This is a genomic window from Embleya sp. NBC_00896 (assembly GCF_045207785.1).
In the GTDB taxonomy this organism is placed as follows: domain Bacteria; phylum Actinomycetota; class Actinomycetes; order Streptomycetales; family Streptomycetaceae; genus Embleya.
This window is the reverse complement of the sequence record NZ_CP108776.1, coordinates 448,536-472,134: the sequence shown is the minus strand read 5'-3', so window position 1 is coordinate 472,134 and position 23,599 is coordinate 448,536. Positions and strand designations below refer to the sequence as shown.

Genomic DNA, 23,599 nt, shown 5'->3' with positions numbered 1-23,599 from the left:
CGTGCGCGAAGACCGCGCTCGTCGTCTTCGGCATGCGCGGATGATCACGCGATAAGTTACCAACGAGTACAAGCAAGTCTTTGCAAACATCTCTTTGAAGTCGTACTGTGAGCGCATGGAGTCCAACGAACAGCCCGCGCAGGTAAGCCTGGACGCCCGAAACCTCCGCGGCATCGCACACCCGCTCCGGGTGCGGATCCTGGGCATCCTGCGCACGGACGGCCCGGCCACGGCCTCCACGCTGGCCCGTCGCCTGGACAAGAACACCGGGGCGACCAGCTACCACCTGCGCCAGTTGGCCGAGCACGGATTCATCGTCGAGGTGCCCGCCCGCGGCGTGCGGCGCGAGCGATGGTGGCAGGCCGCGCACGCCAACACCGTCGTGTCGGACGATCTCCTGAGCGAGGGCCTGGGCGCCGCGTTCCTGCAATCGCTCGGGCAGGTGTGGGCCGACAACCTGCTCCGGGCCGTCGATGCCACGCCGGCGCTGTCACCGCAGTGGCGTGACGCGCAGGACTTCGGCGACTACGCGCTCACGCTCACGCCCGACGAGGCGAAAGCCCTCATGGCGGAGATCCACGGCGTGCTCAGACGACGTGGCGGCACCGATGCCCGGACTCCGTCCCAGGAAGGCGCCGCCCGCGTGACCTTCCAGTTCCAGATGTTCCCCAACTCCGAGGATCAGCGCCTTCACGACCCCACCTAACCGGAAGTGAAAACGATGACCACGGAAAAGATCACCGCGTTAGCGACGGCTCCTCCCGCCCGGCGGTCCCGGCGCGGCCTGATCGGGATGCTCGCGGCCAACGCCGCGTCCCTGTCCGCCAATCGGGTGTTGTCGATCGCGCTGCCATGGTTCGTCCTGACCACCACCGGCAGCATCGCCAAGACCGGCCTGGTCGCGTTCTGTCAGATCGTGCCCTACGTCATCTCGCAGGCCCTTTCCGGACCGCTGATCGACCGGATCGGCCCGAAGCGGATCAGCGTGGTCGGCGACCTGGTCTCCGCGATCGCCATGGCCTTCGCGCCGCTGCTCTATCTGGGCGGGGGGCTCTCGTTCGGGACCCTGCTGGCCCTGATGGCCGTGGTCGGCATCGCGGACGGGCCGGCCAACGGCGCCAAGGGCCTCTTCGTGCCGTCGGCCACGCGCGCGGCCCAGGTGTCGCTGGAACGCGGCACGGGACTGTCCGCCGCGGTCGAGCGCACCGCCACCACGGTCGGGCCGGCGGTCGCCGGCGTCGTCGTCGCGTCCTGCGGAAGCGTGTACGCGCTGTGGGTCACCGCGGCCCTGTTCGCGCTCTCCGCGCTCATCGTCTCGACCACCCTCGCCAATCCCGTCCCCGAACCCCACGAGCGTCCCGTCGACGAAACCACCGGCTATCTCGCGCAGTTGCGTGAAGGGGCCGACTTCCTGCGCGGCGCACGCCTCCTGCGCGCCATCGTCGGCATGCTCGCCGTGACCAACCTGCTGGACCAGGCGTTCATGTCGGTACTGCTGCCGCTGTGGGCCAAGGAATCCGGGCACGGCCCGGAAGCGATCGGGCTCGTGGTCAGCGTCTTCGCGGCCACCTCCATCGTGGCCGCGCTGGTGGCGGCGGCCGTGGCCGAACGCCTGCCGCGCCGTACGGTCTATCTGGTCGGCTTCGTCATCGGGGGGATACCGCGCTTCGTCGCGATGGCGGTGGGCGTTCCGTTGTGGGCGGTGCTGGTCGTGCTCGCGGTCGGCGGCTTCGGCTCCGGGTTCGTCAACCCGATCATCGGCGCGGTCACCTACGAACTCATCCCGACCCCGCTGCTCGGGCGGGTCAAGACCCTGGCGCAGGCGGTGACCTGGGCCGGCATTCCCTTCGGCGGCCTCCTGGGCGCGGGCCTGGTGACCGTCTCCGGCCTGACCGGCGCGCTGTGGATCGTCGGCGGGCTGTACCTGGTCGCGATCGTGGTGCCCGGAATGGGCAACGAGTGGACCGGCATGCGCAAGCGCACCGCGCGATCCGGGCCGCTCGACCGGGATCCGATCGCCGAGACGCCCGTCCCGGAGCGGATCACCGAGGAGCCCGTCCCGGAGAAGTCGAGCGTCTGAACCCCATCCGGGCGCCGGCGGGCGAGTCGCCGCCGGTGCCCGAAACACCCGTGCGAGCCCGGCACCCGAAACACCCCGCCCGAGCCCGATCCTCGGGCGCGCATTCCGCGTCGTCGCGGGCACAAGTGGCCACGAACAGCGGGGCGAAAGTAACCAGTTATCTCGTCATGTGGGCCCTGCCAGCATCGTTATCGGCTGACGGCCACAGGCCCGACCGGAGCCGGTCGACGACGAGGATCTGGTGGACGCATGACGACGAATCCCATTGCGGCTCCCCCCACGGGTGCGGGGGCGGCGCGCGACGACCTCTCCCCGGCGGAAATCCGCATCGCCGCGATATGGCGGGCCGTTCTCGGTATCGAAATGGTCGGCGGCGACCACGATTTCATCGACGGCGACTTCTTCGACCTCGGTGGAACCGATGCCCTCGCCGAGGACATGGCCGAGCGTGTCGAAAGGGAATTCGGCACCGCTTTGCGTGCCACGTCGATACCGCGGCCGCTGACCGTGCGGGCGGTCTCGTCCCACCTCGCCGAACAGGCATTCCTCCGCGCGCGGCGCCTGTTCGAAGAGGGCACCGAACTCGACGGCCTCGTGCCGACTGCGTGGGACACCCCCGAGGACCCGACCATCCCGGCCGCCGTCCGCGACGGCGGCCCGCTCCCGCTGTCGTTCGCCCAACAGCGGCTGTGGTTCCTCGACCAGCTCGACCCCGGCCGCGCCGAGTACCTGATCCCGCTCGGGCTGCGCGTGCGTGGTCCGCTGAACGCCACCGCGCTGGAGTCGGCGTTGACCGACCTCGTGGCCCGGCACGAGGTCCTGCGCACCCGGTTCGTCGCGGACGACGACGGCCACCCCGAGCAGCTCATCGACGAGCCGAGGCCGCTCACCGTCGCCGGCCACGACCTCCGGCACATCGACGACCTCCGCGTCCGCGAGGACACCGCCCGGGAGATCGTCGACACCGACGCGTTCCAGCCGATCGACCTGGCCACCGGGCCCCTGCTCCGGTGCATCCTCATTCGGCTCGCGGACGAGGAGTACATCCTCGCGATCACCGTGCACCACATCGTCTTCGACGGCTGGTCCGCGGGGATCCTCTCCCGCGAACTCACCGAGCTGTACACCGCGACGGTCACCGCCACCGAGGCCGCGCCGGCGCAAGCGCCGCCTGCGCCGCCGCTCCAGTACGCCGACTTCTCGGTCTGGCAGCGGCAGTGGCTCACCGGGGACGTGCTGGACGAGCAGTTGGGCTACTGGCGTGAGCGGCTCACCGGTCTGGAACCGCTGGAGCTGCCCACCGACCACCGCCGGCCGGCGCGCCGCAGCGGCGACGGCGACGCCGTCACCTTCACCATCCCGGCCGACATCGCCGAGCGGGCGAGGCAGACCGCCGCCGGCAACGGCGCGAGTCTGTTCATGACCCTGCTCGCGACCTTCCAGCTGCTGCTGTCGAAGTACAGCGGGCAGGAGGACGTGGCGGTCGGTACGCCGATCGCGGGTCGCAACCGGGCCGAGATCGAGGACATGATCGGGTTCTTCGTGAACACCCTGGTCATGCGCACCGACCTCGCCGGCGACCCCACCTTCACCGAACTCCTCGCCCGGGTCCGCGACACCGCCCTCGGCGCCTACGACCACCAGGACCTCCCCTTCGAACGACTCGTCGAGGAAATCGCCCCCCGACGCGACCTCTCCCGCAACCCCCTCTTCCAGACCATGTTCGTCCTCCAGAACACCCCGGAGACCGCCGGCTGGAACCTGCCCGACCTCACCGTCGAACCGATCGGCGTCGAGGCCCAGGACGCCAAGTTCGACTTCACGTGCTACGTCACCGAGGCGGCCGACGGCAGCTTCGACGGGATGATCGTCTACACCACGGACCTGTTCGAAGAGGCCACCATGGTGCGCCTGGCCGGGCACTTCGAGACTCTGCTGGCCACGGTCACCGCCGACCCGGACACCCGCCTCTCCGCGACGAACATGCTCACTCCGGCCGAACGCCGGCAGATCCTCGTCGAGTGGAACGGCATCGGCACCGACGGGCCGGCGGCGGTGACCGTCCACCAACTCTTCGAGGAGCAGGCCGCGCTGCGTCCGGACGCCCTCGCGGTCACCTGTGGCGCCGGCACCCTCACCTACGGGGAACTCAACGAACGGGCCAACCGGCTCGCCCACCACCTCCGCACCCGCGACGTCGGGCCCGACTCGCTGGTGGCCGTGTGCCTCGATCGCGGCCCGGAGATGATCTGCGCCCTGCTCGGCATCCTCAAGGCCGGTGCCGCCTACCTGCCGCTCGACCCCGACTACCCCACCGACCGGCTCACCTACATGATCGAGGACTCCGCCACACCCCTGATCATCACCCAGGCCGGCCACACGCACCGGCTCCCGGCCACCACCCCCCGGCTCCTCGTCGACCGGCACTGGTCGACGCTCGTCTCCGGGGAACCGGCCACCGACCCGGAGCCCGCCGCCGGCCCGGGAAACCTCGCGTACACCATCTACACGAGCGGATCCACCGGGAAGCCCAAGGGCGTCCAGATCGAACACGGCGCGCTCGCCGCCCGCATGCGGGAAACCCGCCGAGAGCTCGAACTGACGCATCACGACCGCCTGTTGCAGTTCGCCTCGATCGCCTTCGACTCCTCGGTGGGCCAGATCTTCGCGCCGCTCACCTGCGGCGCGGCCCTGGTCCTGCGCGAGGACCAGTGGGATCCGTCCACGTCGGCCGCCCTGCTCCGGACCGCCGGCGTGACGGTCGCGTGGCTCACGCCCTCGGCCTTCTCCGCGCTGACGGCGCAACTGGACGGCCCCGAGGGACTGGGGCCGGACCTGCGGCTCGTCCGACTCGGCGGGGAGGCACTGCGGCACGAGCAGGTCAGGCAGTGGTTCGAGCATTCGTCCGTCCCGCTGGTGAACGGGTACGGCCCCACCGAGGCGGCACAGGAGGCGACGACCTCGCGCATCTACGGGACGCCGGAGTTCGTCCCGGTCGGCCGGCCGGTCGCCAATACCGAGGTCTTCGTCGTCGACCGGCACGGCCTTCCCGTCCCGGTGGGCATTCCGGGGGAGATCTGGATCGGTTGCGCGGGGCTGGCCCGCGGCTACCTGAACCGGCCGGACCTGACCCGCGAGAAGTTCGTCGCACACGTCGTCGAGGGCACGACCCGACGCGTGTACCGCACGGGCGACCTGGTCAAGTGGCGCCCGGACGGGCAACTGGAGTTCGTCGGCCGCATCGACAACCAGGTCAAGTTGCGCGGCTACCGGATCGAACTCGGCGAGATCGAAGCCACGTTGCTCGCCCACCCCGCCGTCACCGCGGTCTCGGTCGTGGTCCGCGAGGACACCCCCGGCGACGAGCGGCTGATCGCCTACGTCGTCCCCGTCGTCCCCGTCGGGGACGGCACCGCGGGGCCGACGGCGGGGGAGCTGCGCGCCCACCTACAGCAGGGTCTGCCCGACTACATGGTCCCCGCGGCGTTCGTCACGCTCGACCAACTCCCGCTCACCCCCAACGGGAAGCTCGACCGCAACGCCCTCCCGGCCCCCGACCAGCAGCGTCCGGACCTCGACGCCGCGTACACGGCGCCGCGTACCCCCATCGAGCTGGCCGTCACGGGTATCTGGGCCGACGTGTTGGGCCTGGAGTCGGTGGGCGTGCACGACAACTTCTTCGAACTCGGCGGGCATTCCCTGCTCGCGACGCGGGTGACCTCGCGGTTGCGGAAGGCGCTGGGTGTCGACGTGCCCGTACGGGCGCTCTTCAGCACACCGACGCCGGCCGAACTCGCCTCCCTGGTCGAGGGAATGGACTCGGGCGAGGCGATCCGGATCACCCCCGCCGTCCGGGACGGCAACCCGCTCCCCTTGTCGTTCGCCCAGCAACGCCTGTGGTTCCTCGACCAGTTGGAGCCGGCACGCGCCGAATACCTGATCCCCTTCGCGCTGCGCATCACCGGACCGCTCGACACCACCGCGCTGGAAACCGCCTTCACCGCGCTCGTCACGCGCCACGAAGTCCTGCGCACCCGCTACGTCGCCGACGACAGCGGCCGGCCCACCCAGATCGTCGACGACCTCCGACCCATGACCGTCACCACTCGCGACCTGCGGGACATCGACGACCCGGCCGCCCGTGAGGACACCGCCCGACGCATCGTCGACACCGAGGGGCTTCGGCCGATCGACCTCGCCACCGGGCCGCTGCTTCGGGCCGTCGTGGTCCGACTGGCCGACACGGACCACATCCTCGCGATCACCGTCCACCACATCGCCTTCGACGGCTGGTCGGTGGCCATCCTCTCCCGCGAACTCACCGAGCTGTACGGCGCGGCGACGAGCGCCCGGGAGGCCGCGCTGCCGGCGCTGCCGGTGCAGTACGCCGACTTCTCGGTCTGGCAGCGGGAATGGCTCACCGGGGACGTACTGGACGGGCAACTTGATTACTGGCGTGCGAATCTCGCCGGTCTGGAGCCCCTGGAGCTGCCCACCGACCACCGGCGACCGACCGAGCGGAGCGGCGATGGAGAGGTTGTTCCGTTCACGATCTCGGCGGAGCTCGCCGATCGGGTGAAGGCCACCGCCGCCGGACGGGGCGCGAGCCTGTTCATGACGCTGCTGTCGGTCTTCCAGCTGTTGTTGTCGAAGTACAGCGGGCAGGAGGACGTGGCGGTCGGTACGCCGATCGCGGGCCGGAATCGGGCCGAGATCGAGGACATGATCGGGTTCTTCGTGAACACCCTGGTCATGCGCACCGACCTCTCCGGCGACCCCACCTTCACCGAACTCCTCGCCCGGGTCCGCGACACCGCCCTCGGCGCCTACGACCACCAGGACCTCCCCTTCGAACGACTCGTCGAGGAGCTCGCGCCGGAACGCGACCTCTCCCGCAACCCGCTCTTCCAGACCATGTTCGTCCTCCAGAACGTCCCCGACACCAACAACTGGAACCTGCCTGACCTGTCCATCGAGCCCATCTCCACCACGGCACACGACGCCAAGTTCGACCTGTCCATGTACCTCGCCGAGGCGGCCGACGGAAGCCTCGACGGAGCGATCGTCTACACCACGGATCTGTTCGACGACGCCACGATGGGCCGTCTGGTCGAGCACTTCCGCAACCTGCTCGTCGCGGTCACCACCCGGCCCGACGCCTGCCTGTCGGAACTCGACATGCTCGCCCCGGCAGAACGGCGGCGGATCCTCGTCGAGTGGAACGACACCGCCGCCGACTACCCGGACACGGCGACCGTCCATCGGCTCTTCGAGGAGCGGGCCGAACGCTGCCCGGACGCCACCGCACTCACCTGCGGGTCGGACACCCTCACGTATCGGGAACTCAACGAGCGGGCCAACCGGCTCGCCCATCACCTGCGCGACCTGGGCATCGGCCCGGACAGCCTGGTCGGTGTGTGCCTGGAGCGCGGCCCGGACATGATCTGCGCCCTGCTCGGCATCCTCAAGGCCGGCGGCGCCTACGTCCCGCTCGACCCGGACCACCCCGCCGACCGGCTCGCCTACCTGGTCGAGGACACCGCGGCACCCCTGATCGTCACCCACACGAGCCACACGGATCGGCTGCCCGCGGACACCCCGTACCTGGCCATCGACCACGATTGGCCCGTCATCGCCGGCCGGCCCCGTACCAACCCTGCCCCGCTCGCCGGCCCCCACGACCTGTCCTACGTCATCCACACGAGTGGCTCCACCGGCCGGCCCAAGGGCGTGCGGATCGAGCACCAGGGCGTCGTCAACTACCTCGCGGGGATGCAGGACGAGTTCCCGATCACCGAGGGGGAGGGGTTCCTCCAGGCCACGCCGCTGTCCTTCGACGTGTCTGCCTACGAGATCTTCTGGCCGCTGTGGCGCGGCGCGAAGGTCGTGCTCGTACCCGGGGCCGAACGCCTGGACATGGAGTGCGTCACGCGGCTGATGCGCGACCACCGCGTCGTCGGGCTGCACTTCGTCCCCAGCCTGCTGGAGCTGTTCGTCGCCGAAGTGCACGCCGAGGATTGCACCCACCTGCGGTACACGTTCTGCAGCGGTGAGCCCCTCCAGCCGTCCCTGGTGCGCCGATTCGTCGACGGCTTTCCCGGCGACCTGATCAACCTGTACGGCGCCACCGAGGTCTCGGTGGACACCACGTTCTGGCGCGCGTCCCGCACCCACCCGCAAGGTCCCGTCCTGGCCGGACGGCCGATGATCAACCAGACCGTCTACGTGCTCGACCGAGCCGGCCGACCCGTGCCGGCGGGCGTCCTGGGAGAGGTGTATCTGGGCGGGGCCAGCGTGGGCCGCGGCTATCACAACCGCGCCGAGCTGACCGCCGAGCGATTCGTCCCCGACCCGTTCGCGGGTGCGCCGGACGCCAGGATGTACCGCACCGGCGACCTCGGCAGGTTCACCCCGACCGGCGACCTGGACCTGCTCGGTCGGGTCGATCGGCAGGTGAAGCTGCGCGGCGTGCGCATCGAACTCGGGGAGATCGAAGCCACGTTGCTGTCCTACCCGACCGTCGGCACCTGCGCCGTCGTCGTCCGCGAGGACAGCCCCGGCGACAAGCGGCTGACCGCGTACTGCGTCGCCGCCCTCGATCGGACCATCGATGTACCGGCGCTCCGGGCCTGGTGCGGCGAGACACTGCCGCGCGCCATGATGCCGTCCGCTTTCGTGATCCTCGACGCCCTTCCACTCACCCCGAACGGCAAGGTCGATCACAAGGCACTGCCCTCGCCCGATGGAGAATGCGGGGATACCGATGCGGATTTCGTGGCTCCGCGCGACGAGATCGAAATGGCGATCGCAAACGTCATGACGGAAATTCTCGGCGTCGATCGGGTCGGCGTGCACGACAGCTTCTTCGAACTCGGTGGCCATTCCCTCCTGGCCACCCAGCTGGTCAACCGGATCGAAATGTCGACCGGGGTGCGGGTGAGCCTGAGGAAGCTGTTCCTGCTGCCCTCGATCGCCGGTATCAAGACCCAGCTCATCGAGTTGTTCGAACTCGAAGACCAGCTTTCCTAGGAATCGTCCTTCCGCTACCGCGTGGAGAGATAGGAAAAGAACATCATGGGCGAGAAGTCGATCGAGGCACGTCTCCTGTCCCGCATGCGGCAGCGCACCGATGTCGGCCGCATTCCGCGCAGGGACACGGCCGGTGCCGTGCGGCTGTCCTTCGCGCAGCAACGGCTGTGGTTCCTGGATCAGTTGGACCCCGGCGGCGCCGAATACGTCGTACCGTTCGCGCTGCACGTCGCCGGCCCGTTGGACATCCCGGCGATGGAGACCGCGCTGTCGGGGCTGGTCGCCCGGCACGAGATCCTGCGGACCCGCTTCGTCGCCGACGAGACCGGGCAACCGACGCAGATCGTCGACGTCCCGTGGCGGGTCGCCGTCACCGTCCACGACCTGCGCGACGTGGACGACGCGACCACCCGCGAGGAGCTGGCCCGCGACGCGCTCGGGGTCGGGGCCGGTCGGTCGTTCGATCTGGCGGCGGGGCGGTTGTTGCGGGCGGATGTGGTGCGGTTGGCGGACGAGGACCAGTACCTGCTGATCACGATGCACCACATCGTCTCGGACGGCTGGTCCGAGGGCGTCATCGCCCGGGAGCTGCGGGAGCACTACGCCGCCGCCGCTCGCGGGCAGGGCGAGGTCGCACTGCCGGCCTTGCCGCTCCAGTACGCCGACTTCTCGGTGTGGCAGCGGCAATGGCTGGTCGGGGACGTGCTGGATCGGCAACTGGGCTACTGGCGTGGGAATCTCGCCGGCCTGGAGCCGTTGGAGCTGCCCACCGATCGGCGGCGACCGGCCGAGCGGGCCGGCGGCGGGGATGCCGTCACGTTCACCGTTCCCGCCGATGTCGCGGACCGGGCGAGGAAGGTGTCGAACGACAGCGGTGCGAGCTTGTTCATGACACTGCTGTCGGTCTTCCAGTTGTTGCTGTCGAAGTACAGCGGGCAGGAGGACGTGGCGGTCGGTACGCCGATCGCGGGGCGGAATCGGGCCGAGATCGAGGACATGATCGGGTTCTTCGTGAACACCCTGGTCATGCGCACCGATCTGTCGGGCGATCCGACGTTCGTCGAACTCCTGGGCCGGGTCCGGGACACGGCGCTGGGCGCCTTCGACCACCAGGACCTGCCGTTCGAGCGGCTCGTCGAGGAGCTCGCGCCGGAACGCGACCTCTCCCGCAACCCGCTCTTCCAGACCATGTTCGTCCTCCAGGCGCCGGGCGGCTCCGACCCGGAGGCCGGCACGGGTACGTGGGACCTCTCCGGTACGCGAGTTCGGTCGGTGGACATCGCACGCGGCCTCGCGAAGTTCGACCTTCAGTTGACCGTCGTGGAGTCCGGGAGTGGATTGCGGGCCTCGATGGAGTACCGCACCGATCTGTTCGAACGGGCCACGGTGGAGCGGCTGGTCGGACACTTCCAGACCCTGCTGGCCGCGGTCACCGTCGCCCCGGGTGCCCGGTTGTCCGAGGTGGACATGCTCACCGCGGAGGAGCGACGGCAGATCCTGGTGGAGTGGAACGACACCACCGGGCCCTACCCGGACACGGCGACCATCCATCAACTGGTCGAGGAGCGGGTCGAGCGCTGCCCGGACGCCGTCGCGGTGATGTTCGGGACGGAGAGTCTCACCTTTCGGCAGGTGAACGAGCGGGCGAATCGGCTCGCGCACCATCTGCGTGAACAGGGCGTCGTCCCGGGGACGTTGATCGCGGTGTGCCTGGATCGTGGTCCGGATCTGATCTGCGCGCTGCTCGGGATCCTCAAGGCCGGCGGCGCCTATGTTCCGCTGGATCCGGACTACCCCACCGATCGCCTCACCTACATGGTCGAGGACACCGCGACCCCGCTGGTCGTGACCCACACCCGTCACGCCGACCGACTCCCGGCGGGGATTCCGCGGTTGTTGGTGGACCGGGAATGGCCGGCGGGTGACGTCGCGAATCCGCCGGCGGTGGCCACGCCGGACGATCCGGCGTATGTGATCTACACGTCGGGGTCGACGGGAAAGCCCAAGGGCGTCCGGCTCGATCACCGGGGGGTCGTCAACTATCTCCACTGGTGCGACCTGAACTACCCGCCGTACGGCGACGGTGTCGGGACCCTGTTGTACTCCTCCGTCACCTTCGACCTGACGGTCACGGCGCTGTTCCTGCCGCTCATCCAGGGCCTGCCCCTGGACATTCCGCAGCCCGGGCCCGACCAGGGCGTCTTCGACGCCGCGGTCGAGAGGATTCTGACCGGTGTGGAGATCAGCTTCCTCAAGGCCACCCCGTCGCACCTGGAGGTGCTCGCCGCACACCTCGAACTCACCGGCAGGCGCCACAACATCGCCACGATCGTTGCGGGCGGTGAGGACCTCTCACCGACACTGGCTCACCGCATCCTCGCGACGAGCAGCCGAACCACGGTCCTCTGCAACGAGTACGGCGCGACCGAGGGATCCGTCGCCAACGTGATGAGCCTGAGCACCGATGTCGACCCCCATGCGGAGACCACGCCGGTGGGAACCGTGATGACGAACACGAAGGCGTACGTGGTCGATCGGTACAACCGGGCCGTACCCGTCGGTGTCCCGGGCGAGTGCCTCCTGGGCGGGATCTGCGTCGCCCGCGGTTACCTCAACCGACCGGAGCTGACCGAGGCGCGTTTCATTCCGGATCCGTTCTCCACCGACCCGGACGCGCGGGTGTATCGCACCGGCGACCTGGTCAAATGGCGGCCGGACGGGCAGGTGGACTTCATCGGCCGGATCGACAACCAGGTCAAGCTGCGCGGCTACCGCGTCGAACTCGGCGAGATCGAGAACAACCTCCTCACCCACCCTGGCATCACCGCGACCACCGTGGTCGTCCGCGAGGACACCCCGGGAGACAAACGCCTGGTCGCGTACGTCGTTCCCGCGAACAGCGGTGACGCGTCCGAAGACTCGCCCGAACCGACCACCGGAGAACTTCGCGCCCACCTGCAACAGGGTCTGCCCGACTACATGGTCCCCGCCGTGTTCGTCGTCCTCGACCGACTCCCCCTGACCCCCAACGGAAAGGTCGACCGCAAGGCGCTTCCGGCACCGGACGGCCGGCGCCCCGACCTCGACGCCGCGTTCGCCACACCGCGTACTCCGGTCGAACTGGCCGTCACGGGTATCTGGGCCGACGTGTTGGGCCTGGAGTCGGTGGGAGTGCACGACAACTTCTTCGAACTCGGTGGGCATTCCCTGCTCGCGACGCAGGTGACCTCGCGGTTGCGGAAGGCACTGGGGGTGGACGTGCCGGTGCGGGCGCTCTTCAGTGCACCGACGCCGGCGCAACTCGCCGCTGTGGTCGAGGGGATGGACCCGGGCGAGGCGATCCGGATCACCCCCGCCGTCCGGGACGGCGGACCGCTTCCGTTGTCGTTCGCTCAGCAACGCCTCTGGTTCCTCGACCAGTTGGAGCCGGACAGCGCCGAGTACCTCGTACCGTTCGGACTCCAGGTGCGCGGTCGATTGGATCTCTCCGCGCTCGGGGCCGCCCTCACCGGGCTGGTGGCCAGGCACGAGATCCTGCGGACCCGATTCCTGGCCGACGACGACGGCCACCCCACGCAGTTCATCGACCCGCCGGCGCCGTTGGCGGTCACCGTCCACGACCTCCGTGGCATTGAGGACACGGTCGCCCGGGAGGCCGCGGCCCGGCGCGTCGTCGAGGTCGAGGGCGGTCGGCCGTTCGACTTGGCGGCGGGGCGGTTGTTGCGGGCGGATGTGGTGCGGTTGGCGGACCAGGACCAGTACCTGCTGATCACGATGCACCACATCGTCTCGGACGGCTGGTCCGAGGGTGTCATCGCCCGGGAGCTGCGGGAGCGCTACGCCGCCGCTCTCGGACACCGCGAAGTCGACCTGCCGGTTTTGGCCTTGCAGTACGCCGACTTCTCGGTCTGGCAGCGGCAATGGCTCACCGGAGACGTTCTGGATGGGCAACTGGACTACTGGCGTGGCAATCTCGCCGGGCTCGAACCCCTGGAGCTGCCCACCGACCACCGCCGGCCCACCGAGCGAAGCGGCAGCGGTGACGCGGTCACTTTCACCGTTCCCGCCGATGTCGCGGTCCGGGTTAAGAAGATGTCGAACGACGGCGGCGCGAGCCTGTTCATGACCTTGCTGTCCGTCTTCCAGCTCCTGTTGTCCAAGTACAGCGGGCAGGAGAACGTGGCGGTCGGGACGCCGATCGCGGGGCGGAATCGGGCCGAGATCGAGGACATGATCGGGTTCTTCGTGAACACCCTGGTCATGCGTACCGATCTGTCGGGCGACCCGACGTTCGTCGAACTCCTGGGCCGGGTCCGGGAGACGGCGCTGGGCGCCTTCGACCACCAGGACCTGCCGTTCGAGCGGCTCGTCGAGGAACTCGCGCCGGAACGCGACCTCTCCCGCAATCCCCTCTTCCAGACCATGTTCGTGCTCCAGAACATCCCGGACACCGACACCTGGACGTTGCAGGACCTGCTCGTCGAGCCGATCGGCGTCGCCGGCCAGCAGGCGAAGTTCGATCTGCAACTGACCGTCGCGGAAACGGGTGTTGGTCTCCAGGGAGCGATGGAGTTCCGCACGGATTTGTTCGAGCGGGCCACCGTGGAGCGGTTGGTGGGGCATTTCCGGACGTTGTTGGCCGCGGTCGTGGCGAGTCCGGGTGCGCGGTTGTCCGAGTTGGACATGCTCACGCCCGCGGAGCGGCGGCGGATCCTGGTGGAGTGGAACGACACCGCCGGGTCGTATCCGGACGCGGCGACGATCCACCGGTTGGTGGAGGAGCGGGTCGAGCGCTGCCCGGACGCGGTCGCGGTGACCTTCGGGTCGCAGACGCTGACGTACCGTCGGGTGAACGAGCGCGCCAACGAACTCGCGCATCACCTGCGGGAACGGGGCGTGACGCCGGGGACGTTGGTCGCGGTGTGTCTGGATCGTGGTCCGGATCTGATCTGCGCGTTGCTCGGGATCTTGAAGGCGGGTGCGGCGTTCGTGCCGCTGGACCCGGACTATCCCGTGGACCGGCTCGCGTTCATGGTCGAGGACACCGCCACACCGCTGGTGGTCACCCACACGAGCCACGACGACCGGCTCCCGGGCGGGATACCGCGCCTGTTGGCGGACCGGGACTGGCCCGCGGGTGACACCACCAACCCGGTGGCGGTGGCCACGCCGGACGATCCGGCGTACGTGATCTACACGTCCGGGTCCACCGGGAAGCCCAAGGGTGTGCGGCTCGATCACCGGGGGGTGGTCAACTATCTCCACTGGTGCGACCTGAACTACCCGCCGCACGACGCGAACGGTGTCGGGACCCTGTTGTACTCCTCCGTCACCTTCGACCTGACCATCACCGCGCTGTTCCTGCCGCTCATGCAGGGTCTTCGTCTGGACATTCCGCAACCCGGGCCCGACCAGGGCGTGTTCGACGCCGCCGTCGAGACGATCCTCACCGGCATCGAGATCAGCTTCCTCAAGGCCACCCCCTCCCACCTCGAAGTCCTCGCCGGGCACCTCGAACTCACCGGCGCCCACCACAACATCGCCACGATCGTCGCCGGTGGTGAGGACCTCTCTCCGGCCCTGGTGAAGCGGATCCTCGCGTCGAGCGGCGGCACCACGGTCGTCTCCAACGAGTACGGGGCGACCGAGGGGTCCGTGGCCAACGTGATGAGCCTGACCACGGCCGTCGACCCCGACTGGGAGACCACACCCGTCGGCGTCCCGATCACCAACACCAAGGCATACGTGGTCGATCGCTACAACCGGCCCGTCCCTGTGGGTGTCCCCGGTGAATGCCTCCTCGGGGGGATCTGTGTCGCCCGCGGCTACCTCAACCGACCCGAACTCACCCGGACGCGCTTCATCCGGGATCCCTTCTCCACCGACCCGGACGCCCGCGTCTACCGCACCGGTGACCTCGTCAAATGGCGCCCCGACGGCCGGATGGAGTTCATCGGCCGGATCGACAACCAGGTCAAACTCCGCGGCTACCGCATCGAACTCGGCGAGATCGAGAACAACCTCCTCACCCACCCCGCCATCACCGCAACCACCGTCACCGTCCGCGAGGACACCCCAGGCGACAAACGCCTGGCCGCCTACGTCGTCACCGCGAACAGTGGTGACTCGCCCGAACCGACGGCCGGAGAACTCCGCACCCACCTCCAACAACACCTGCCCGACTACATGGTCCCCACCACGTTCGTCACCCTCGACCAACTCCCCCTCACCCCGAACGGAAAGGTCGACCACAAGGCGCTTCCGGCACCGGACGGCCACCGCCCCGACCTCGACGCCGCCTACACCGCGCCGCGCGATCACGTCGAGACGACGATCGCCGCCGTCTGGTCCGACGTCCTGCGCATCGACACCGTCGGTATCCACGACAACTTCTTCGAACTCGGCGGCGACTCGATCGTCAGCATCCAGATGATCGCTCGGGCGAAGAAGTTCGGCATCCACCTGACCCCCCGGATGATCTTCAAGTATCAGACGATCGCGGAGATCGCCGCCCATGCACAGGCGGGCAGTTCGGTGCACGCCGAACAGGGCAAGGTCGTGGGGGATGTGGTGCTGACGCCGATCCAGCACTGGTTCTTCGAGAAGGAACTTCCGGACAACCATCACTTCAACCAGGCCGAGTTGTTGTCGACCGACGGCCTCGACCCGGACGTGCTGGGACTCGCCCTCATCGATCTGACCGAACATCACGATGCCCTCCGGCTGCGCTACAACCGCGAGGAGAGCGGATGGAGTCAGTACCTCGACGACACAGCCGGCACGCTCCTGCTCGACGTCCACGATCTCTCCGAGGTGTCCGACGACGCGTTGTGGCCGGTGATGCGCGGCATCGGCACGGAGGTTCAGCAGAGCCTCGATCTGCTCAAGGGACCGCTTGTCCGAGGCGCGTTGATGAACCTGGGCCGCGACCGCGGACAGCGGCTGCTTCTCGCCGTTCACCACCTCGCGATCGACAGCGTGTCCTGGCGCATCCTGCTGGAGGATCTGGGCAGCGCCTACGAGCAGCGCGCGGCGGGGAACCTTTCGCGATTGCCGGCCAAGACGACCTCGTTCAAGGCCTGGGCGGAGAAGCTCGCTCGGTTCGCGGTATCGGCCGAGGCGCGTGGGGAGTTCGCCTACTGGGCGGAGCCCAAGCCCACCGGCCGGCTGCCCCGCGACCGTGACGGAGCCAACGAGGCGCGGTCGGCCTCCACCGTGTACGCGTCCCTGAGTGCCAAGGAGACGGGCGCGCTGCTGCGCGACGTGCCACGGGCCTTCGACACCCGGATCAACGACGCGTTGCTCACCGCGCTGGCTCGGACGATGAGCAGCTGGACCGGCGACCGCCACACACTCGTCGGCTTGGAGGGCCACGGCCGGGAGGACCTGTTCCCGGACGTGGACCTGTCCCGGACGGTCGGCTGGTTCACCAGCGTCTTCCCGGTCGCGCTGAGTCTCGACACCGGCGCGGATCTGGTGACGTCGCTGGCGGCGGTGAAGGAGCAGCTGGCTCGGATACCGAACAAGGGTGTCGGGTACGGGATCCTGCGCTATCTCGGGAGTCCGGAGTCGGCGTCGGTACTGCGGGATCAGCCGTCACCCGAGGTCAACTTCAACTATCTCGGGCAGTTCACCCAGCAGCTCCCGGGGATCGGGCGATACGCGGATCCCGCCGAGCCCAAGGGCCATTCCATCAGCCCCGAGGGCATGCGATGGAACGTCCTCGACGTCACCGCAGCCGTCGAAGGCGACACGTTCAGCGTGTACTTCAACTACTCGGAGGCACTGCACGAGCGTCGGACCGTCCAGCGTCTCGCCGACGATCTGATCGAGTGCCTGCGCAGTCTGATTTCGGAGAGTGCCAAGAAAGCCGTCGGCACCGGCCGGGCGACCGCACCCCTTACCGATGTCGGCGACACCGACATGGCCGCGATCCTGAAGAGGTTCTCAAAGTGAGCGCTCACAACGTGGAAGACGTCTACGGACTCTCGCCGTTGCAATTCGGCATGCTGTTCCACTCCCTCGAGGACTCGTCCGAGACCCGCCCGTACATGGTGCAGATGACCGAGGAGGTCCACGGGCACTTCGACGTCGACTGCTTCCGGGGCGCGTGGCAGCGGCTGGTCGAGCGCCACTCGATTCTGCGCAGCGCGTTCGTGTGGGAAGGCGTCTCCGAACCGGTCCAGGTCGTTCAGCGGACGGCCGAACTCCCGTTCTCCAGCCGCAATTGGTGTGGCTACACGGCCTACGCCCAGGAGACCCGGCTCAAGGAGTTCCTGGCGGAGGACTGGAAACGTGGGTTCGATCTGTCCGAGGCGCCGCTGGTGCGGGTCACCGTCATCCGGATGGCCGAGGAACGTCATGTCGTGGTCTGGTCGTTCCACCACATTCTGATGGACGGGTGGAGCGTCCAGATCCTGCAGAAGGAGCTTTTCTCCATCTATCGGGGCCTGTTGGCCGGGACGGCGGTGGAACTCGCGCCGGCGACTCCCTACCGTCGGTACATCGAGTGGCTGAACTCCCGGCAGTCCTCGGATTCGAAGGCTTTCTGGACCGACTATCTGGACGGCATCACCGAGCCGACGGATCTGCACGTGGACCGCGTCACCGGGGACTCGGGCGTCGGTGAGATCGAGATCCATGCCGACGCGGAGCTCTTCTCGACGGCCCGCGCGTACGCACGCGCCCAGAGGATCACGATGAATACCCTGGTCCAGGGCCTGTGGGCCATCCTGCTGTCCCGGTACAGCGGCAACGACGACGTCCTGTTCGGGTCGACGATCTCCGGCCGGTCGATCGCCATGCCGGACATCGAGTCGATGATGGGACTGTTCATCAACACGCTTCCGGTGCGTGGTCGCGTCGACGGCGACGCGAAGGTATCGGGTTGGTTGCGGGCGCTCCAGGACGAGCAGCTCGACATGCGTCAATGGGAGTACTGCCACCTCGTCGATGTCCGCGAGTACAGCGGGATCCCGCGCGGCGAACCGCTCTTCCGGTCCATTCTCGTCTTCGAGAACTATCCGGTGGTCCAAGAGGCATCGGACTTCCCGGAGGGGATGACCCGCCGGATGGTGGGCTGCGTCGAGCGGACCGGGTATCCGATGACCCTCGTGGCCTCGGCCGGGTCGGTGCTCGAGTTCCGGTTCGTGTACGACCGGAGCATGTTCGACGACGCCACGATGGCGCGGCTGGCCGGGCACTTCCAGGCGTTGCTGGCCGCGGTCGTGGCGAGTCCGGATGCCCGGCTGTCCGAGTTGGACATGCTCACGCCCGGGGAGCGGCGGCAGATCCTGGTGGAGTGGAACGACACCGCGGGGCCGTATCCGGACAGGGCGACGATCCACGGACTCGTGGAGGAGCGAACCGCTGGGAGCCCGGACGCGGTCGCGGTCACCCACGGGGCGGAGAGTTTTACGTTTCGGGAGGTGAACGAGCGCGCCAACCGACTCGCGCATCACCTGCGGGGGCGGGGTGTGACGCCGGGGACGTTGGTCGCGGTGTGTCTGGATCGTGGTCCGGATCTGATCTGCGCGTTGCTCGGGATCCTGAAGGCGGGTGCGGCGTTCGTGCCGCTGGACCCGGACTATCCCGTGGACCGGCTCGCGTTCATGGTCGAGGACACCGCCACACCGCTGGTGGTCACCGCTGCCGGGCACGGTGATCGGCTTCCGGCGGGGATTCCGCAGTTGTTGGTGGATCGGGATTGGCCGGCGGGTGACGTCGCGAATCCGGTGGCGGTGGCCACGCCGGACGATCCGGCGTATGTGATCTACACGTCGGGGTCGACGGGCAAGCCCAAGGGTGTGCGGCTCGATCACCGGGGGGTGGTCAACTATCTCCACTGGTGCGACCTGAACTATCCGCCGCACGACGCGAACGGTGTCGGGACGCTGTTGTACTCGTCCGTCACGTTCGACCTGACCATCACGGCGTTGTTCCTGCCGCTCATGCAGGGTCTTCGTCTGGACATTCCGCAACCCGGGCCCGATCAGGGCGTGTTCGACGCCGCCGTCGAGACGATCCTCACGGGTGTGGAGATCAGCTTCCTCAAGGCCACTCCGTCGCACCTGGAGGTTCTCGCCGGGCACCTCGAACTCACCGGTGCCCGGCACAACATCGCCACGATCGTGGCCGGTGGTGAGGACCTCTCCCCGGCCCTGGTGAAGCGGATCCTCGCGTCGAGCGGCCGCACCACGGTCGTCTCCAACGAGTACGGCGCCACCGAGGGGTCCGTGGCCAACGTGATGAGCCTGACCACGGCCGTCGACCCCGACTGGGAGAGCACGCCCGTCGGCGTCCCGATCACCAACACCAAGGCATACGTCGTCGATCGATACAACCGACCCGTCCCCGTCGGTGTCCCCGGTGAATGCCTCCTCGGCGGGATCTGCGTCGCCCGCGGCTACCTCAACCGACCCGAACTCACCGGGACCCGTTTCGTTCGGGATCCGTTCTCCACCGACCCGGACGCGCGTGTGTATCGCACCGGCGACCTCGTCAAATGGCGCCCCGACGGCCAAATGGAGTTCATCGGCCGAATCGACAACCAGGTCAAACTCCGCGGCTACCGCATCGAACTCGGCGAGATCGAAGCCACGTTGCTCACCCATCCGGCCGTCGCCGCGACGACTGTGACCGTCCGGGAGGACACCCCGGGGGACAAACGCCTGGTCGCCTACACCGTGACCACCGGTGCCGGCACCGTCACGACCGGCGAACTACGGACCCACCTCCGGCAGCACCTGCCCGACTACATGATCCCCGCCGTGTTCGTCACCCTCGACCAACTCCCCCTCACCCCCAACGGAAAGGTCGACCACAAGGCGCTTCCGGCACCGGACGGCCACCGCCCCGACCTCGACGCCACCTACACCGCGCCGCGTACCCCGGTCGAACAGGCCATCGCCGCGATCTGGTCCGACGTCCTGGGCATCGACACCATCGGCATCCACGACAACTTCTTCGAGCTCGGCGGACAGTCGATCAACGCGGTCCGGGTCGCGTCGCGAATCAGCGGTGCCGGCTGGACCGTCAGCCTGCAACAGATCATGCGGCACACCACCGTCGCCGACCTCGCGGCCGCGATCGTCGCGCCGCGGACGGGATCGTCCGGTCTGGTCGTCCGCCTGTCGGAAGGGCCGGTCGAGGAAGCGGAGGTACCCCGCCTGTTCTGCATCCACCCGGGAGGCGGCAGCACACACGCCTATCGCGAACTGGCCGCCCGGCTCGGTGATTCGTTCGCCGTCTACGGCGTGCAGGCGGCCGGGCTGAATGCCGGCGAGTCGCCGATCACCGGCATCGAGGCGATGGCGAGCCGGTACTGGGAGGAGATCCGATCGGTTCAGCCGGAGGGGCCGTATCTGCTGCTCGGCTGGTCGACCGGGGCGGTCGTGGCGCACGAGATGTGCGTACAGCACCCGAACGACGTCGCGGCGTCGTATCTCCTCGAACCCGCGGTCACCGGGCGGGTTCAGCGCTCGCGGTTCGAGCGGTACGTCGAGGTGTATCGGCAGGTGAACGCGCTGTGGCAGCAGGGCCAGAGCGAGACCGGGGCCGCTCGGGACGTGACCGAACGCGCGCTCAAGCGCCTGGCGCCGCGGATGAACATCGAAGCGGACGCCGTCACCCTGGACGAATGGCTTCCCTACGAGGTTCTGGAAGCCGAGGTCCGGTCGTTGGCCGACTACGAGGCCCGCCCATCCTTCGCGAGGGCGACCCTGGTCGTCAGCGAGTCGGTGCGCGATGCCGATCCGGCGACCCGGGCGGACGAACCGTCCCACGCGCGGTACACCGCCCACTGGCGACGGCTCCATCCCGCCGGCATCGAGATCCTCGACATCCGGGGGCGGCACATGCAGATGGTCAAGGGCGTGGAGCAACTGGAGGCCGTGGTCGCCGCGATCGAGAAGCGATGACCGCCGGCGGCGACCTCAGTTGGTGATCGGTGACCCGTGCGACAGGGGCTGGACCGACAGCACACCCGCCCGCATCGCCAGCGGCATGTCCACGGTCAGGAGGGCGTTCAGGTACTCCTCGCGGCTGATCGACCGGGTGCCGAGCGCCGCGGTGTAGTCGTGGGGTACCTGGACGTCGATCAGGTCCGCCTGGCCGCGGAGCCGACGACTGAGGTCGGCGAACGCCACCCGAGTGCCGTAGGGGCGTCGACTGAACGCGGAGTCGACGCTGAAGACGTTGCCGATGCCGGTGCCGAACAGGCCCGCGATGAGATTCTCGCCCTGCCAGATCTCGACGCTGTGCGCCCAGCCGGCTTCGTGCAGGGTGATGAGCGAGGCCCGGAACGAGTCCGTGATCCAGGTGGAGTGCGCCTGATCCCGGCAGCCGTTGACCACACTGGCGAACGCGTGGTCGCAGGTGACGATCCACCGGGGCCCGCGGTTCGGGCTGTGCCGCAGGATGCCGGGCAGGAGCGTGGCCCCGACCTTGATCACGGGTCGGCGGGCCGGGCTCCACCACGTCACCGCGTAGGCGTCATCGCTCTGCGCGGCCGGGAAGGCGGTGATCCGGCCGTCGGCGACGTGGTGCGCGTAGAGGGCCCGATGGGCCTCGGCGGGGTGGTCCCGCAACCGGGGATACGGGAAGGCGCCGTGGCGGTGGGCCTCCAACAGCCGATGGGGTGCCGTGGAACCGCCGACCGCGATGGGGAGATCCAGTTCGGCGGCCGACAGGTCGACCCGCTCCCACGCCATCTCGCCGATCATCGTTCGCGCCGTACGGCGTCGCCGCGGGAAGGCCGAGTGCGCAGGCCGTCCGACGTGCGGGGCCAGGGAACCGTACACATGGGGGAGATCGCCCCGCTTTCTCGGGCCGATCCGGGCCGCGGATCGGCCCGTACCCTGCCCGGTCGTTGCTGCACGTGGTGGTCGCCGAGTGACTCCGACATCTCGCCGCGCTTCTCTTGCACCTACCCGTTCCCGGTGCCGCCGTCGTCCTGGACGATGCAGGTGTGGGCGTGGCCCGCGCAGGGGGCCGCGGGCCCGCCGGCCGAGATCTCCGCCAGTCCGGTCAGCGCCGTGACCGTCAGGATCGCCATCGCCGCGAACGAGTTGACCGCGTTCCGAGTGTTGATCGTCATCGCCGTATCTCCTTCGTCTGCCGGTATGACCAGCCTGGCGACGGCGAGGGTCGGGGACATGCGTGCTCACCACCCATATTTCACCGAGGCCCCTACCCAGCGCCCGGCCTCCTGGTGACCTCGGCCGCCCCGGCGCCGCCTTCCCATCCGGGATCGGCGGGCCACGAGGGGCGTGACGACACGATCTGCGCGGTCGCGCCGGGGGTGATGAAGATGGGCACCCGGCACGCATACGCGTGTTCACCGAACCCCGTTGACTGTCGAACGGAAGGCGAATCGGTCGCACATCGGACGGCATCGGTGTGCGGGTCGCGATCATGCGTCGCGTCGCTTGATCCGGTCCGATTCATGTCGATCAGGAGCTGTCCTACGACACAACGGGAGCGTAAAAGGTGCGAACCTCACTTGGGATGGACTCTGTCGCGCAGGGCGTATATCTGACGATGGTCGCCCAGCCGCACGCGGATGTGCAGAAGCTGGCCGAGCAGTTGGAGGAGAGCGACACCGCGATCAGCCGGGCACTCGAGCAGTTGTCTCGGCTGTCGCTGGTCGCGCCGGGCGGTGGCGCCACCGGATGGATGCCGATCGAGCCGGAAGTCGGCCTGGCGGCGATGCTGGCACGGCAGCAAGCCGATCTGGCCCGGCATCAGCTCCAGGTCGAGGACAGCAGGCTGGAGGTCGCGCAGCTGCTGGCCACGCACGGCCGCCGTACGCAGGGACAGGTACCCGGAGTGGAATGGCTCTCCGGCGAGGCGGCGGTGTGGGAGCGCGTCGCCGAGCTCGCGGACGGCTGCCGGGAGGAGGCGCTGTCGCTGGGCCCGACCGAGCGCCTGACGGAGACGGTCATCGAGGCGGGCCGGCCGGTCGACGAGTCGGTGCTCCGGCACGGGGCACGGTCGCGATCGATCCTGTTGGAGAGCGCTCGCAACGACAACGCGGCCATGCCCTATCTACGCTGGAAGATGGACTCGGTCGGGGGCGTCCGGACGCTTCCGTCACTACCGGTATGGATGATCCTCATCGACCGACGGCATGTCGTCATCCCGGTCAGCAGCTTCCGTTCCGTCATGGGCGGCCTCGTCTGCACCGCCGAGTCGATCATCAACGCGTTCGTGGCCCTGTTCGCCAAGCTGTGGAAGGAAGCGCTCCCGTTGACGGGGGCTCGGCCGCGGACCGCCGGCAATCTGTCGCTTCAGGAGCAGCACATCCTGCGACTGTGGGCGCAGGGGCTCACGGACGCGTCCGCCGCCCGGCAGATGGACGTCTCGCTGCGCACGGTACGGCGGCTGTCCGAGAAGCTCACCGATCGGTTCGGCGCCCACAGCCGGTTCCAGCTCGGCGCCATGGCCATCGCCGAGGGGAGTATCCGGCCCGAGGACATGATCTGAACGAAT

General features: G+C 68.7%; 8 protein-coding genes. 6 read left to right on the top strand and 2 right to left on the bottom strand.

Annotation, left to right across the window (positions count from 1 at the left end):
• Positions 1 to 115: 115 nt before the first annotated feature.
• From OG928_RS02060 to OG928_RS02040, 5 genes are all read left to right on the top strand, one after another.
• Positions 116 to 706: an ArsR/SmtB family transcription factor gene (locus tag OG928_RS02060; RefSeq protein WP_406278252.1), complete on the top strand. Its 591-nt coding sequence runs from the start codon at positions 116 to 118 to the stop codon at positions 704 to 706.
• A 15-nt stretch (positions 707 to 721) separates the two neighbouring features.
• Positions 722 to 2,080, top strand: a complete 1,359-nt coding sequence (locus tag OG928_RS02055) for an MFS transporter (protein WP_406278249.1) — start codon at positions 722 to 724, stop codon at positions 2,078 to 2,080.
• Positions 2,081 to 2,329: 249 nt separating this feature from the next.
• Positions 2,330 to 9,109 carry an amino acid adenylation domain-containing protein gene (locus OG928_RS02050; protein WP_406278246.1) on the top strand — a complete coding sequence of 2,260 codons (6,780 nt, stop codon included), beginning with the start codon at positions 2,330 to 2,332 and terminating at the stop codon, positions 9,107 to 9,109.
• A gap of 45 nt (positions 9,110 to 9,154) precedes the next feature.
• Positions 9,155 to 17,065 carry an amino acid adenylation domain-containing protein gene (locus tag OG928_RS02045; RefSeq protein ID WP_406278243.1) on the top strand — a complete coding sequence of 2,637 codons (7,911 nt, stop codon included), beginning with the start codon at positions 9,155 to 9,157 and terminating at the stop codon, positions 17,063 to 17,065.
• Positions 17,062 to 21,027 carry an amino acid adenylation domain-containing protein gene (locus OG928_RS02040; RefSeq protein ID WP_406278240.1) on the top strand — a complete coding sequence of 1,322 codons (3,966 nt, stop codon included), beginning with the start codon at positions 17,062 to 17,064 and terminating at the stop codon, positions 21,025 to 21,027. Before OG928_RS02045 ends, OG928_RS02040 begins: the two co-directional genes overlap by 4 nt.
• Before the next feature lie 15 nt (positions 21,028 to 21,042).
• On the opposite strand, the gene OG928_RS02035 is transcribed toward OG928_RS02040, so the two are convergent.
• Both OG928_RS02035 and OG928_RS02030 read right to left on the bottom strand, forming a co-directional pair.
• Entirely contained in the window at positions 21,043 to 21,831 is a 789-nt protein-coding gene (locus OG928_RS02035) for a leucyl/phenylalanyl-tRNA--protein transferase (protein WP_406278237.1), read from the bottom strand.
• A 203-nt stretch (positions 21,832 to 22,034) separates the two neighbouring features.
• Entirely contained in the window at positions 22,035 to 22,205 is a 171-nt protein-coding gene (locus OG928_RS02030) for a hypothetical protein (protein WP_406278234.1), read from the bottom strand.
• 410 nt (positions 22,206 to 22,615) lie between these two features.
• Here OG928_RS02030 and OG928_RS02025 point away from each other — a divergent pair, with 410 nt between their 5' ends.
• A complete protein-coding gene (locus tag OG928_RS02025) occupies positions 22,616 to 23,593 on the top strand; it encodes a LuxR C-terminal-related transcriptional regulator (RefSeq protein ID WP_406278231.1) in 978 nt (325 codons plus the stop codon).
• Positions 23,594 to 23,599 lie beyond the last annotated feature (6 nt).